This window comes from Candidatus Thiodiazotropha sp. AKAK2 (assembly GCF_058244685.1).
In genome coordinates, this window is the sequence record NZ_JBSYOP010000028.1 from 82,492 (window position 1) to 96,907 (window position 14,416).

General features: G+C 53.4%; 11 protein-coding genes. 10 read left to right on the forward strand and 1 reads right to left on the reverse strand.

Annotation, left to right across the window (positions count from 1 at the left end; genetic code table 11):
* The first annotated feature begins 195 nt into the window (after window positions 1-195).
* The 3 genes from AC4IE8_RS12485 to AC4IE8_RS12495 all read left to right on the forward strand — a co-directional run bounded on the left by AC4IE8_RS12485 (window position 196) and on the right by AC4IE8_RS12495 (window position 4,528).
* The gene (locus AC4IE8_RS12485) at window positions 196-1,707 is read left to right on the forward strand and encodes an alkaline phosphatase PhoX (protein WP_490791151.1); all 1,512 of its coding nucleotides are present in this window, start codon (window positions 196-198) and stop codon (window positions 1,705-1,707) included.
* 423 nt (window positions 1,708-2,130) lie between these two features.
* Complete coding sequence (locus AC4IE8_RS12490) at window positions 2,131-3,462, forward strand: (Fe-S)-binding protein (protein WP_490791152.1); 1,332 nt, start codon at window positions 2,131-2,133, stop codon at window positions 3,460-3,462.
* A 217-nt stretch (window positions 3,463-3,679) separates the two neighbouring features.
* The gene (locus tag AC4IE8_RS12495; protein WP_490791153.1) at window positions 3,680-4,528 is read left to right on the forward strand and encodes a VPLPA-CTERM sorting domain-containing protein; all 849 of its coding nucleotides are present in this window, start codon (window positions 3,680-3,682) and stop codon (window positions 4,526-4,528) included.
* A 149-nt stretch (window positions 4,529-4,677) separates the two neighbouring features.
* On the opposite strand, the gene rpsT is transcribed toward AC4IE8_RS12495, so the two are convergent.
* On the reverse strand, window positions 4,678-4,938 hold the full coding sequence (gene rpsT, locus AC4IE8_RS12500; protein WP_068987485.1) for a 30S ribosomal protein S20: 261 nt from the start codon (window positions 4,936-4,938) through the stop codon (window positions 4,678-4,680).
* Window positions 4,939-5,096: 158 nt separating this feature from the next.
* Here rpsT and murJ point away from each other — a divergent pair, with 158 nt between their 5' ends.
* The 7 genes from murJ (at window position 5,097) to AC4IE8_RS12535 (ending at window position 14,111) form a co-directional block, all read left to right on the forward strand.
* Complete coding sequence (gene murJ, locus AC4IE8_RS12505; RefSeq protein WP_071891706.1) at window positions 5,097-6,638, forward strand: murein biosynthesis integral membrane protein MurJ; 1,542 nt, start codon at window positions 5,097-5,099, stop codon at window positions 6,636-6,638.
* A 208-nt stretch (window positions 6,639-6,846) separates the two neighbouring features.
* Complete coding sequence (ribF, locus tag AC4IE8_RS12510) at window positions 6,847-7,782, forward strand: bifunctional riboflavin kinase/FAD synthetase (protein WP_490791158.1); 936 nt, start codon at window positions 6,847-6,849, stop codon at window positions 7,780-7,782.
* Window positions 7,783-7,981: 199 nt separating this feature from the next.
* A complete protein-coding gene (ileS, locus tag AC4IE8_RS12515) occupies window positions 7,982-10,804 on the forward strand; it encodes an isoleucine--tRNA ligase (RefSeq protein ID WP_490791154.1) in 2,823 nt (940 codons plus the stop codon).
* A gap of 23 nt (window positions 10,805-10,827) precedes the next feature.
* Window positions 10,828-11,295 (forward strand): signal peptidase II, encoded by a 468-nt coding sequence (gene lspA / locus AC4IE8_RS12520; RefSeq protein WP_068987489.1) that lies wholly within the window; start codon window positions 10,828-10,830, stop codon window positions 11,293-11,295.
* A gap of 73 nt (window positions 11,296-11,368) precedes the next feature.
* Complete coding sequence (locus AC4IE8_RS12525; protein WP_068987490.1) at window positions 11,369-12,574, forward strand: exo-beta-N-acetylmuramidase NamZ family protein; 1,206 nt, start codon at window positions 11,369-11,371, stop codon at window positions 12,572-12,574.
* A gap of 170 nt (window positions 12,575-12,744) precedes the next feature.
* Window positions 12,745-13,341: a hypothetical protein gene (locus AC4IE8_RS12530; protein ID WP_068987491.1), complete on the forward strand. Its 597-nt coding sequence runs from the start codon at window positions 12,745-12,747 to the stop codon at window positions 13,339-13,341.
* Between the two features lie 83 nt (window positions 13,342-13,424).
* On the forward strand, window positions 13,425-14,111 hold the full coding sequence (locus tag AC4IE8_RS12535; RefSeq protein WP_490791155.1) for an HAD family hydrolase: 687 nt from the start codon (window positions 13,425-13,427) through the stop codon (window positions 14,109-14,111).
* The last annotated feature ends 305 nt before the right edge of the window (window positions 14,112-14,416 follow it).

The window sequence follows — 14,416 nt, forward strand, 5'->3', positions numbered from 1 at the left end:
TCTGGAAGTTATTTTAAGATTGTATTATGTTTTTGTTAATTCTCTGAGAACATGATATCAGTTCTCGATTGTTACCATCAGTTCATGAAAGTATCACCGCTTTGTCAAGGTGTTGTTAAACAGCCTTAAGTTTTCAAGTTCAAACTCAATGGTTCATTTTATACATAGAATATTTTGAATCTAAGAGGAGCGACGATGAAATTTCAACTTAAGAGCTGCGCTGCGCTGGTTGCCGCCAGTCTTCTGGTACCGGTTAGCGTGCAGGCTGATGATGATCAGATGGATTTTGGTCTGTACGTTCAGAAAAAAATGTACGACAAATCAAAGAAATTGTTTGGAATCAAAAAGCCTCTGATGAACTCGGCTGAGGGCAACGTTGCTCGCATACCTGGACAGAATGCCTATGATCTGATTGAACTGGCAAACGGACTGAAAGCGAAGATACTGACTCGCGATGCAGGTAACAAGGCCGATATGTTCAGCTTCTGGCCAAATGAGAACGATCCGAGTCACTTGATCTTCTGTATCGAGGGTGGTGACGAGGTAATCGGAACTCTCGACAGCGGTCTGGAAAAGATGAATCCATCTGTACAGTCGATTGACCTGGAGGATGGCAGTGTCTCTACCATTCTGCGTGGCATGAACCGTTGTGATGGTATTCGCACCACTGCCTGGGGCTCAGTGTTGGCTACTGAAGAGACAAGTACCGGTCAGGCCTATGAGATCATCAATCCGCTGAATACAGTAAATCACACAGTAACAGACCGCGCCACGGGCACTATTGTTACTGTAGACAATGAAGTCTCGATGAATGTGGTCAAGCGCGATGCCTTGCCTACCATGGCCTGGGAAGGGCTGACCGTGCTGGATAACGGTGTGGTTATCGGTGGCGACGAGTTGCGTCCGGGTGATTGGGATCTGGCTGGCGATGGTGGAGATGATTCTGATGTGGACGGTGGTGCAATATTTAAATTCGTTCCTGATGTTGCCCATAGGGATGGAGTGATCGATAAGCTTGAGGACTCCCCGCTGGTTTCCGGTTCGGTGTATGCCTTTCGTGCCTCCTGCAGGGAAGGTACCTCCAGCAGCTTTACGGTGAACTATGGTCAGGGTTGTGAAATTGGAAACGGTTCCTGGATCAGCGTTAGTGCCGTTGATGCCCGTCGTGATGCCAACAACAATGGTGCAACCGGATACTATCGTCCTGAAGATCTCCACAAAGATCCAACATACGCTGGTCCCGGTGTCCGTTTCTGCTGGGCCAATACAGGCCGTGAAGCTGCGCAGAACTATGGTGAAGTGATCTGTGGTATCGACTCAGACCCGATGCTTGCCGACGAGACAATCGCAAGCGTTGTTGTGAATCGCTTTGTTGAAGGGGATGCTGACTTCAATTCACTGGATAATCTGGCGTTCCAGCCTCATACCGGCAATCTTTACGTTATTGAAGATCACTCAAACGGTGATGTGTTTGCCTGTCTGCCGGATGGCGCCGATCGGGATATCAAAACCGATGGTTGCGTGCGTGTACTGTCTGTCAAAGATCAATCGGCCGAGCCTACCGGTTTTGAGTTCTTTGGTAATGGTAAGGTGGCGGTAGTCGCCATTCAGCACTCCAGTGATGAGATGATGTCTGACTATGACGACTATGCAACAGATGACATCGTGCTGATCACCGGTTTCAAAGTAAAGAAAAAGGATGACTGATCCGGATGACCGGTAACAGTTGCTATGGATAGCTATTAATGCAACCGGGGTCACTTCAAGTGGCCCCGTTGTTTTGTGAGATGTTATTGGAAAAGTGAATGCTGGCGGGAAACTCACAAGGCTTTAAAGTGACTGGAAATTTGTCGTACTTCATGTTCGATATTGTCGTGAATCCTACAATCGTTAGAATGGCTTGTGTGGCTATCGAACAGGAATTGGCATTGCAGTACTGACCGTTAGGATCAATTGGGTGTGCTTTTTCATCTATTCAGGGTGTTGGGTTCAGTACCTTTTTCTCGATTGGTTGTACTACTCAGCAAGTGTTAAACAACCCTGACAGGCGGTAGTACCTAGCTGTTTCTACAGGCAGTGGTATCTCTTTTGCATCTTCAACTCTTCAATTGTTTTTTTGAGTGATTGATTATGAAGAGCTATCTGGATTGGTCGGAATATCGGGATGCCGGCATGGGAGATGCCTATGCGGATATACCCAAAATAGGTGGGGACTTTGCCAAGGCTGTAGCGGTCTGTATCAACAGCCGTCGTTGTGAAAGCCTTGCAAAAGGGGTGATGTGTCCCAGTTTCAGATTGGATGCAAATCCCAGCCTGTCGACCGGAGCCCGTGTTCGTTTGCTGAAAGCGGCTCTCAATGGTGAACTGAGGAATGGTGGTATGATTACCTCCGAGTTGGTTGAAGCCATGGATCTCTGTGTCAGTTGTAAGGGCTGCCAGCGTGAGTGCGAAAACAATGTGGATATGTCGCGCATCAAGATCGAGTATCTGGCCCAACTGAATGCCAGCAAGGGATTGTCTCTCAGAGCCAGGCTGTTTTCGGAGCTGCCGGAGCTGCTGGCGAAACGGCACTGGCTGATCAAACTGATCGCCATCAGAAATCGTCGCCCCTGGATCGCCACCCTGGCTGAGCGCCTGCTCGGCATCAGTGCAAAATCACCTCTGCCGGAACCGGTTGAAGCGCCCCGGCAATATACCCTGAGGGAGATTGAGGGTGGTCAGCCTGTGGTGCTTTTTGCCGATACGTTTTGCAAACACTATTCCCCCGATATCCTGACTGCCGCGGTTGAGGTGCTGCAGGCTGTAGGCTGTCAGGTCAGTCTGATTGGTGCGCTGGATGAGAAGGAGCGCTACTGTTGTGGTCGTACCTATCTGTCTCAGGGCCGGATCGAAGAAGCGAGGCAACAGGCTGAAAAACTTTTAAAGAAGCTTGCGCCTTACGCCCAAAGAGGGATCCCATTGATCGGGCTTGAACCGTCCTGTCTGCTCACCCTGAGGGATGAATACCGGGCTCTGGGTCTGGGCATGATGACTGATCTTGTGGCCGGTAAGGCAGTTCTGTTTGAAGAGTTTCTGGCCAAGGGGATCAAGGGGGGTAGACTCAATCTCTCATGGTCTGAACAGGCCATAGCCGTACAGCAGCCGGTAGTGGTGCATGGCCATTGCCACCAAAAGGCGGTTGGGGCGATGAAGTCGATGCGCAAAGTATTGAAACAGATTCCCGGAGTCAATTTCGAGATGATAGAGGCTTCGTGTTGTGGCATGGCAGGTAGTTTTGGATTGGAGGCAGAGCATTACGAAACCGCGAAGGCGATGGCGGAGCAGGCATTACTGCCTGCTTTGGATGCCCGGCCAGAGGCGCTGATTGTGGCGAACGGCTTCTCTTGCCGGCATCAGATCGAGACGCAGACTGGCAGACCCGCTCTGCATCTTGCTCAGCTGATCCGATTACTCATGGCATGATGGTTGTATTTTGATCACGATAAAACTTATGTGGTGTGGAGCCGCTTAAATAAACGGCGTGAACGTGTAAACCGTGAATTGCGTGCCTGGTCACGTAAACTGTGCGCATAGATCTTTATTGCCTGATACCCGGCATGCCAGACTCTATACCATCGCATTAGGCTGTAGGTAACAATAAAAATTTTGGAATTGCATTACTGCAAGGAGCAAGCAGATCATGGTCAGTCATGACAAAAATAAACAGAAGAATCGTTTCTCATTCGATCCTAAATTGAGCCTGGGGCTGTTGCTGAGCACCGTACTGGTGGCTCCAATGGCACTGCAGGCCGCCGTCTGGTTACCTGAGGAGCTGGCGGTTCTGAATCTGGTCAACCTGCAGCGGAGTTTTCATAATCTCGACCCGGTGCAGCGGGACGATCGTCTGCACGATTCCGCACTGGCACACTCCCAATCGATGGCGGGCTACAATTTTTTCAGCCATACCACTCTGGCCGGTCCCAACAGTGGCTCAACTCCGGCTGACCGCATCAGTGACGGGGGGTATGACTACAACGGTTGGGGCGAAAACATCGCCGCCGGTCAGGGGCGGGAAGCGCCGAGCTATAACACCCCTTCAGCGGCCATCGATGCAGCTCGCGATGTGATGTACGGCACAGAGGATTTCGAACAGATCAATGATTTCTTCACGTCACAATTCGATATCAGGGCATCGGGCTGGGAGACGCTTGGAAATGGGCTAAACGGCGGCCATTGGGACGCCTGGTATGACCAGACAGGAGGCTCCGGAGGCTGGATGGGGAGTGCCGGTCATCGAAACACGATTCTGAATGGCGTATTTGATGACCTGGGTGTGGGGTATGTCTGGGATGGTGCTGATATCCCTCCCATTCAGTTGGATGGCGAAATTTTCGAACATCCCCTCTACACCTATTGGACCCAGCACTTTGCCTATGGCGACTCTGTTGAAGAGCCAGCCCCTGTACCACTGCCTGCGGCTTTCTGGCTGTTGGGCTCCGGTCTGCTTGGTATGGTCTGGGTTGGGCGTCGGCAGGAAGCGTCTGTCTGATCGGTGGTGATCAGATAGGGTTGCCTGTTGAGCGGTGGTTTTCGGTGTGCCGGTCGCGCCGGAAACCCTGTGAAACTGACCTGTCTGCCCTTAGAAGGCAGAAAAAAACCGGCCAAGGGCCGGTTTTTTATCAGATTCTCTAAAGCCTGTTACAGCGCTTTGATCTGCACATTCAGACGGCTCTTATGACGAGCTGCCTTGTTCTTGTGGACCAGACCTTTGCTGACTGTGCTGTCGATCACCGGAACGGCCAGCTTGTAGGCTTCCGTAGCGGCTTCCTTAGATCCGGACGCAATGGCTTTGGCGACATTCTTGATGTGGGTACGCATTTCACTACGCTGGGCCTGATTACGGCTGTGGCGATTGTTGGCTTGGCGCGCGCGTTTGCGAGCTTGGGCTGAATTGGCCAAGGTTCTCTCCTGGACGATACTAGCTTTTCAAAGGGGGCGAATTCTCTCCAAAAAAAGCTCCCCTGTCAACAGCTTTGATCTGTCCGGTTTCTACTGGTATTGTCGCGGGATCACTAGAACTGGCGATTTAACAACCAGATTGATGTAAGGAACAGATCCTGGCCTCTTTTTTTCGCTCATTCGCTGCTGTCGGCAGCTACACCATGCTCTCGCGTATCCTGGGATTTGTGCGGGATCTGGTGCTTGCCCGGATGTTCGGTGCAAATGCGGCCACCGACGCCTTCTTTGTCGCCTTCAAGATCCCCAACTTTCTGCGCCGATTGTTTGCTGAAGGGGCCTTCTCCGTAGCCTTTGTGCCGGTACTCAGTGAATACCGTACACAGCGCCCTGAGGGTGAGCTGCGCGGGTTTGTCGACAATATGGCGGGGACCCTGGGGCTGATCGTGCTGCTGGTCTCTCTGGTCGGTGTGATTGCCGCGCCGGTACTGGTGATGATCTTTGCGCCGGGTTTCTGGAATGAGGCCGAGGGGAAATATGAGCTGACGGTAGAGATGCTCACTCTCACCTTCCCTTATCTGTTCTTCATTACCCTGACCGCATTTGCCGGCAGCATCCTGAACGCCCACAACCGCTTTTCCGTACCGGCGTTCACCCCGGTGCTGCTCAATCTCTCGCTGATCGGTTGTGCTGTATGGCTATCGCCGATGCTGGATGAGCCGGTCAAAGGGCTGGCCTGGGGTGTGTTGATTGCAGGGATTGTTCAGTTCCTCTTTCAGTTGCCCTTTCTTAGGCGGATTAGATTGTTGCCGAGACCCAGGGTGGCTTTCAAGGATCCGGGGGTGAAGCGGGTGATGCGGCTGATGATTCCGGCACTGTTTGGCGTCTCCGTCAGTCAGCTCAATCTGCTGCTCGATACCCTGATCGCCTCCTTTCTGGTTAGTGGCAGTATCTCCTGGCTCTACTATTCCGATCGATTGATGGAGTTTCCTGTCGGGGTATTGGGGGTGGCGCTGGGTACGGTGATTCTGCCCAACCTCTCCCGAAAACACGCCGAGGCATCCGCCACGGAGTTTTCCCGTACGCTGGATTGGGCGCTGCGTCTCAACCTGATTCTGGGGGTGCCGGCTGCGGTTGGTCTGTTTCTGCTGGCCGGTCCGATGCTGGCAACCCTGTTTTTTTCCGACGCCTTCAATCGCCATGATGTGGATATGGCGACGCTGAGTCTGATGGCCTATACACCCGGTCTGATGGCGATTATGTTGATCAAGATACTGGCGCCGGGTTTTTATGCCCGCCAGGACACCAAGACCCCGGTCAGAATCGGTATCATTGCGATGGTTGCCAACATGGTTCTCAACCTTATGTTGGTCTTCCCTCTGGCGCATGCCGGTTTGGCCTTGGCCACAACCCTCTCTTCCTGGCTGAATGCCTACCTTCTCTATCGTGCACTGATCAAGCAGGGGATCTATCGGCCCGAGTCCGGTTGGCTGATGCTGCTGGTACGCATCACCCTCTCCGCCCTGGCCATGGGGTTGATGCTTTGGTGGGGTGCCGGGGCGGTGGATGGCTGGCTGGAAGTGGGTAGTTGGGATCGGATCTGGCGTCTTGCCGGATTGATTGTGATCGCCATGCTGCTCTATTTTTCAAGCTTTTTTCTGCTCGGTGGCCGGTTAGCCCACTTTCGCTCCCTGAAAAACTGAATCCATTCCAGCCGGGCAGGCGTATTCTCAATAGCGACAGTGATTTTCGTATAGCTGCGTGTTGTCTGCCTGGATAGTGGTGTTTTTACTGTCCAGGGCAGACCTTTTTCCCTCAGGATCCGGATTAACCCCATAATCTTTAGAGATAGGGATGCTCAATCGTGCCGCAGGGCCTATAATTGACCGCTTCGTTCAGAGTGGTTTCCCTATGCAACTGGTTCGCGGTCTACACAATCTCAGAGCTGATCATCACGGCTGTGTTGCCACTATTGGCAATTTTGACGGGGTACATTTGGGGCATCAGTCGGTCTTCAGTCATCTGCTGGAAAAGGGCGAATTACTGGGTCTGCCAACCACCGTGGTGACCTTTGAGCCTCAACCCCGTGAATTCTTTCAGGGGGAAAACGCCCCGGCCCGCCTGACCCGTCTGCGGGAGAAATTGCAGGCAATCGAGGATACCGGGGTCGAGCGGGTGGTGGTGTTGGAGTTTAACCGACGCCTGGCTTCCATGTCGGCCGATGCATTTGTCGAAGAGCTGTTAGTCAAGGGGCTGGGGGTGCGCTTTCTATCGGTTGGTGACGATTTCCGTTTTGGCCATGGCCGGGAAGGGGACTTCGAGGTGCTCAAAACAGCCGGCAGGCAACATGGTTTTGAAGTTGAGAACATGAATACCTATCGCCTGGATGCAGATCGTGTCAGCAGCACCAGAATCCGCGAGCTGCTGACGCAGGGGGATCTGCAGGGAGCGTCGCTCTGTCTGGGTAGACCCTACCGGATCTGTGGCCGGGTTGGGCATGGCGCCAAGAAGGGCAGAACCATTGGTTTCCCAACTATGAATATTGATCTGCACCGGCGGGTCAGTCCACTCGATGGTGTGTTCGCGGTGAAGGTAGGCGGGCTTGAAGAGCAGCCTTTGCCCGGTGTGGCGAACATCGGTGTGCGTCCCATGGTGGCTGGGGATACCCGCTACCTGCTTGAGGTCTTTCTGTTCGAATTTAACCGCTCGGTCTATGGTGAGCATGTCTCGGTGGAGTTTGTGGAGAAGCTCAGGGATCAGGAGAACTTTGAGTCATTCGAGGCGCTGCGTGAACAGATCCTGCTGGATGTGGACCAGGCCAGAGCCGTATTGGCCGGTGCGGGCTGATCCATAACTTCATCGCCACTTGTTTTCGAGTTACATCCTGACCGACTCTCAGCGAGGCTGTCATGGCATGAAAGGCGGGGATCGGCGGCTTTCCCGGCTGTGATAGCGTATGTTTAACATTTCTCAGCGGAAACTTTGCGCCAGAGGCGTTTTTAAGTTTCAATATCCTATTTTTTGCACCCCTGACAGGTAGCACTTAGTGAGCGACTACAAGCAGACCCTTAATCTTCCAAAAACCGATTTTCCAATGCGGGGGAATCTGGCTCAGCGCGAGCCTGAAATGTTGAAAAAATGGCAGCAGCGTGAGCTCTACCAAAAGATCCGCGAGGCCTCGTCGGGCCGGCCGGCTTTTCACCTGCATGATGGGCCTCCCTATGCCAACGGCGATATTCACATTGGTCATGCGGTTAATAAGATCCTCAAGGATATTATTGTTAAGAGTCGTACCCTGGACGGCTTCGACGCCCCCTATGTGCCGGGGTGGGACTGTCATGGTCTGCCGATCGAACTGCAGGTCGAGAAGAAGATCGGTAAGCCGGGCAAGAAAATCACCACCGCTCAGTTTCGTAAAGCGTGCCGCGAGTATGCCAGCAAGCAGGTGAACGGTCAGCGGGAGGATTTCATCCGTCTCGGGGTGCTGGGTGACTGGGATCACCCCTATCTCACCATGGATCACCAGTTCGAGGCGGATATCATTCGCTCGCTGGGTAAGATCGTTGCCAATGACCACATTCAGAAGGGCTATAAGCCGGTCCATTGGTGTACCGATTGTGGCTCCGCCCTGGCCGAGGCCGAGGTTGAGTATCAGGACAAGGACTCTTTCGCGATCGATGTCGCTTTCTCCCTGGTGGATGAGTCTGCGTTGCTGGAGCGCTGCCACCATGTGCCCGAAGGGGGTGGCGAGGGGCCGATCTCATTTGTCATCTGGACCACCACTCCCTGGACCCTGCCTGCCAACCAGGCGGTGGCGCTGAATCCCTCATACGAGTACGCGATGGTTGAGTATGAGGGCGAGCAGGGCAAACGGCGTCTGGTGATTGCCGACGACATGCTCAAGGATGTAATGGATCGTTTCGGGATCGAACACTACCATGTGGTGGCCTATGCCAAAGGGGAGGCCTTTGAAGGCCTGATGCTGCAGCATCCCTTTTACGATCGCCAGGTGCCGGTGATTCTGGGCGAGCATGTCACTCTGGAGGCGGGTACCGGTGCCGTGCACACGGCCCCAGGCCACGGCCTGGATGACTATTTTGTAGGTATGCGCTACAACCTGCCGGTGGATAACCCGGTGGGCGGTAATGGCTGCTTCGTCGAGGGTACCGAACTGTTTGACGGACTGCATGTGCTCTCCGCCAACGAACAGGTGATCGAGGTACTGCAGTCGCGGGGTGCACTGATGCACGAAGAGCGGCTGCGGCACAGCTACCCACACTGCTGGCGCCATAAAACCCCGATCATCTTTCGTGCCACTCCGCAGTGGTTTGTCAGCATGGATCAGAGTGGATTGCGGGAACGGGCCCTGCAGGAGATCGAGAAGGTCCGCTGGATGCCCGATTGGGGCAAGGCCCGTATCCAGGGAATGGTGGAGAATCGCCCCGACTGGTGTATCTCCCGTCAACGTACCTGGGGGGTGCCGATCACCCTGTTCATCCATAAGCAGAGTGGAGAGCTTCACCCAGACACGCCCGCATTGATTGAAAAGGTCGCTCAGCTGGTTGAGGGGCAGGGTTTTGAAGCCTGGTTCAATCTCGAACTGGATCAGTTCCTCGGTGAGGCGGCGGCCGACTATGAGCAGGTGACCGATACCCTGGATGTCTGGTTCGATTCCGGTGTCTCTCACCACTGTGTGCTGGATGCCAGAGATAACCTGGCCTTTCCCGCCGACCTCTATCTGGAAGGTTCTGACCAGCATCGCGGCTGGTTTCAATCCTCGCTGATGACCTCGGTGGCGATGAACGGCTGTGCCCCCTACAAGGCGGTACTGACCCATGGTTTCACCGTGGATGCTCAAGGGCGCAAGATGTCCAAGTCCCTGGGCAACGTGGTAGCGCCGCAGAAGGTGCTGAAGACCCTGGGGGCGGATATCATTCGTCTGTGGGTTGCCGCCACGGACTATCGCAATGAGATGACCGTCTCCGACGAGATTCTCAAGCGTACTGCGGATGCCTATCGCAGGATTCGCAATACAGCCCGCTTTCTGCTTTCCAATCTGAACGGTTTCGATCCGCAACAGAATCGGGTCGAGCCAGAAGAGATGATCGAGTTGGACCGTTGGGCGGTGGATCGAACCCTGCAACTGCAGCAGGAGATCATTGAGGCCTACGCGGACTATCAATTTCATGTCATCTACCAGAAGATTCACAACTTCTGTGTCAATGAAATGGGTGGTTTCTACCTGGATGTGATCAAGGATCGTCAATACACCACCCAGGCGGACAGCCTGCCCCGTCGTTCCTGTCAGACGGCGATGTACCATATCATCGAGGCGATGGTGCGCTGGTTGGCACCTATCCTCAGTTTCACCGCCGATGAGATCTGGAAGTCCATGCCGGGTGAGCGCAGTGAGAGTGTGTTTCTGGAGCAGTGGTATCAAGGTCTGTTTGGCCTGGATCCCAATGATCCCTTCAATGCGGATTATTGGCAGCAGATCATCAACCTGCGGGAAGCGGCAAGCAAGGCGATGGAGTCATTTCGAGCAGAAGGTAACTCCTCGCTGGATGCGGATGTCACCATCTATGCTGACGATGAGTTGATCGACGCGCTGGCGAAGTTGGAGGATGAACTGCGCTTCGTATTGATCACCTCGGATGCCAAGGCGTTGCCGATGGCGCAAAAGCCGGATCATGTCGAACTGGATGAGACCCTGGGTGTGGGCGTTCAGGTCACCACCTCGCCGCATGCCAAGTGTGTTCGTTGTTGGCACCACAGGGAAGATGTGGGGAGTCATGCGGAGCATCCGGAGCTCTGTGGTCGTTGTGTGGAGAATGTCAGCGGAGCTGGTGAAACCCGGCGCTTTGCCTGAGACATTTTCAAAGGGATATCGAAATGATCAACTGGTTGTGGCTCTCCTTTGTTGTGATCTTGCTGGATCAGTTGACCAAGCAGATGGCCGACAGAATGCTGACGCTTTACGAGCCGGTCTATGTGTGGCCGATATTTGATCTGACCCTGCTCTACAACAAGGGTGCGGCGTTCAGCTTTCTCAGCGATCAGGGGGGCTGGCAGCGCTGGTTTTTTACCGTGCTCGCCATCGTGGTGACCACCGTATTGACCATCTGGCTGTGGCGTTTGAAGCAGCAGGAGAAGTGGGTGGCCGTCTCCCTCTCGCTGATCATCGGTGGTGCGATTGGCAATGTGATCGACCGTATCCTGTTTGGTCATGTGATCGACTTTCTGCACTTTCACTATCAACAGCACTATTGGCCCGCATTCAATATCGCCGACTCAGCCATCACCCTCGGTGTGGGGATTATGTTGTACGATGCCCTGGTGCTGGCGAAGAAACGCGACTGAAATCGATTGGAGTAGTGTTAACAGGCCCTAGCAGGTCAAGCCTCTTATTTCGCTGAGTGAGGATCGTCCCGGAATGAAGTTCGGAATTGACCGTCTGATCGAGGAAGCTGCACTGCGGCGTCCTTTGGCTGGGAAGCGTATCGCTTTGCTCGCTCATCCAGCCTCAACCACTGCTGATCTGACCCATAGCCTGGATGCTCTGGCAGCGCTGCCGGAGTTTGAGTTGACGGCTGCGTTCGGTCCTCAACATGGTCTGCGTGGCGACAAGCAGGACAACATGGTTGAGAGCGGTGATGAGTATGACGCCCGTCTCGGTATTCCGGTATTCAGTCTGTATGGGGAAGTGCGCCGTCCTACGGCAGAGATGATGGATAGCTTCGATCTGCTGCTGGTGGACCTGCAGGATCTTGGCTGTCGCATCTATACCTTCATCACCACCCTGCGTTATATGCTGGAAGCAGCCGCGGATCATGGCAAAGCGGTCTGGCTGCTTGATCGCCCCAATCCTGCTGGCCGACCGGTTGAAGGTTTGATGCTGCGTGATGGTTGGGAGAGCTTTGTTGGTGCCGGTCCGATGCCGATGCGGCATGGTCTCACTCTGGGTGAGATGGCCCTGTGGTTCATCGACCACTTCAAGATCGATGTTGAGTGTGAGGTGATCCGCATGAGCGGCTGGCAACCGGAATCAGCACCGGGTTACGGCTGGCCACTGGTGGAGCGGACATGGATCAACCCCAGTCCCAATGCGCCCAACCTGTCGATGGCCAGATGTTATGCGGGGACAGTGATGCTGGAAGGCACAACCCTGTCAGAAGGGCGCGGTACCACCAGACCCTTGGAGCTGTGCGGTGCGCCGGATATCGATGCACCAGAGTTGATAAAAACCTTGTATGAGTTGAGTCCCGGTTGGCTTGGAGGATGTCGGTTGCGTCCCTGCTGGTTCGAGCCAACCTTCCACAAGCATGCCCATCAGCTCTGTCAGGGCATTCAGATCCATGTGGACAGTGAAGCGTACTACCGTCATGGCGAATTCAAACCCTGGCGTCTCCAGGCGCTGGTCTTCAAGGCGTTGCGCCAGTTGCAGCCCGATTATCCCCTATGGCGTGATTTCGCCTATGAGTACGAGTTCGATCGGCTTGCCATCGATCTGATCAATGGTTCCGGTCTGTTACGGGAGTGGGTTGATAATCCCGATGCATCGGTTGAAGATCTTGATGCTCTGGCGACGGTGGATGAAACGGCCTGGTATCAGACAACTGAGAGATTCAAGCTCTATTGAATCAAACGGAAATGGTAATTGGTGTTAACAGGCCCTAAGAGAATTAACCGCAAATTAGCGCCGATCACCTTGAGTCTACGCAAATCGTGTGCGCAATGTGAAAGTTGTTCGCGGTGATTGGCGTTTATTTGCGATAGATCTTTATTTGGTTAATCTTCATGAAGAACAGTATGTTTTACCTATTTTTGATGGTCACTGTATCGCTGATGCTTAGCGCCTGCAGTGGTGAGAATCAGCTGGCCGAACAGGGCCCGCCGCCGCAACAGCAAAGCCAATCAGCGCAATCCATATCACTGCCATTGAAAAATCCGAGTTTCGAACAGTCGGACCAATTCGTGAAAGGCTGGGGCTTCTCCCAGCATGCGGGTGAGCCAGCCTATGAGGTATCCATCGACACCTCCGACAGTACCGATGGTAAACACAGCTACCGTATCGAACGCAAGCTGGTTCAGGCCTGGGGAATGATCAATCAATGGTTGCCGCTGGATAGTGCGGTGGGTAAATCGGTCAAGCTGAGCGCCATGATCAAAAGCGAAGCGCTGGGCGCGAAAGGATTCGACATTAGCCTGGTGTTTCGTAAAGCCAATAAGAAATTCATTAGCGAAATCTCTTCAGAGATTGTAACAGGCAGCCATGAGTGGCAACGGATTGAAGTTACCGCGGTTGTCCCGGCCAAGGCGGCTCATTTACAGATTACCGCGGTATTGAATGATGCGGGTACGGCCTGGTTGGATGATGTACAGCTTACCCTTTTCGATAAGCAGTGAACTGTAAATAGAGTTTTAGGTTGAGCATCGGGAGTAGTCAGCGGTAACTCGATGACAGTCCCGCCCAAGGGAGAAGGGGGAACATGGTGTTCGAATCGAAAAAGGCGATTCTGCTGGATATGAACGGTACCTTCATGTTTGGTGAAGACCGGTTCGGTAATAACGAAGACTATTCAGAGTACTACCACGAAATCGGTGGCAAACTGGAGAAGCATTCGATCAATCGTCTGATTGCAACGATCTATGCCTATTTGGATGTGCGCTATTCTGATGAACGTTACAGGGATAACTTTCCAACCGTAAAAGAGGCCATTTCTGCGGTGGCTGATTCTTACCTGTCCCGTTCGGAGGTCGACAGAATCATCAGCACATTCTCATTTCATGAGCATGGTCATATACCGGATCAGTATGTTGAGGCGCTGCTGGCGCTTGCAGGCAAGTTCACGCTTGCCGCAGTGATCGATATCTGGGCGCCGAAGGAGAGGTGGCTAAGAACCTTTAGTGACAGGGGGATTGACGACCTGTTCAAGGCGATCTCTTTTTCATCGGATCATGGCATGGTGAAACCCTCACCAAAGCCCTTCAGGCGCATTGTGAAAGCAATGGGTTGTCGTGAACAGGATTGCCTGGTTATCGGTGATTCGATCCGGCGTGATCTTGGGGGTGCAAGCGCTGCTGGAGTGGATTGCGTGCTTGTGGGTGGAGTTGATGACAGCAGGGCAGTAGCCTGTTATCCCAGCCTGCTGGCCTTCAAAGGTGATTGTTGCTGAGCTGGTATTATCTCGGAAAATCAAAAGGGCAGGGATATTCGCTCCCCTCTCCTCTTGTGGGAGAGGGGCTGGGGGAGAGGGGGAGAATGAGCGCCATAGTCTTCATAAGAATTCAAAGTGGTAAAGATGAAGGTCCAATGAGTTTTTTATCTTATCTTCAGGTGAAACGCTTCGCGTACACCCTCTCCCCAACCCCTCTCCCATTGTATAGACCGGTGTCAAGGGTAACAGGTGTTCGGAGACATAGGTAACACGTTGAAGATTCATCGATATGGATTCCTTAAGTCGATTTCAGCGACCTTTAT

Bases quoted from the DNA above. Each gene is read 5' to 3' on its own strand.
- AC4IE8_RS12485 (WP_490791151.1), top strand. From the start codon at position 196: ATGAAATTTCAACTTAAGAGCTGCGCTGCGCTGGTTGCCGCCAGTCTT.
- AC4IE8_RS12490 (WP_490791152.1), top strand. From the start codon at position 2,131: ATGAAGAGCTATCTGGATTGGTCGGAATATCGGGATGCCGGCATGGGA.
- AC4IE8_RS12495 (WP_490791153.1), top strand. From the start codon at position 3,680: ATGGTCAGTCATGACAAAAATAAACAGAAGAATCGTTTCTCATTCGAT.
- ribF (WP_490791158.1), top strand. From the start codon at position 6,847: ATGCAACTGGTTCGCGGTCTACACAATCTCAGAGCTGATCATCACGGC.
- lspA (WP_068987489.1), top strand. From the start codon at position 10,828: ATGATCAACTGGTTGTGGCTCTCCTTTGTTGTGATCTTGCTGGATCAG.
- AC4IE8_RS12525 (WP_068987490.1), top strand. From the start codon at position 11,369: ATGAAGTTCGGAATTGACCGTCTGATCGAGGAAGCTGCACTGCGGCGT.
- AC4IE8_RS12530 (WP_068987491.1), top strand. From the start codon at position 12,745: ATGTTTTACCTATTTTTGATGGTCACTGTATCGCTGATGCTTAGCGCC.
- AC4IE8_RS12535 (WP_490791155.1), top strand. From the start codon at position 13,425: ATGGTGTTCGAATCGAAAAAGGCGATTCTGCTGGATATGAACGGTACC.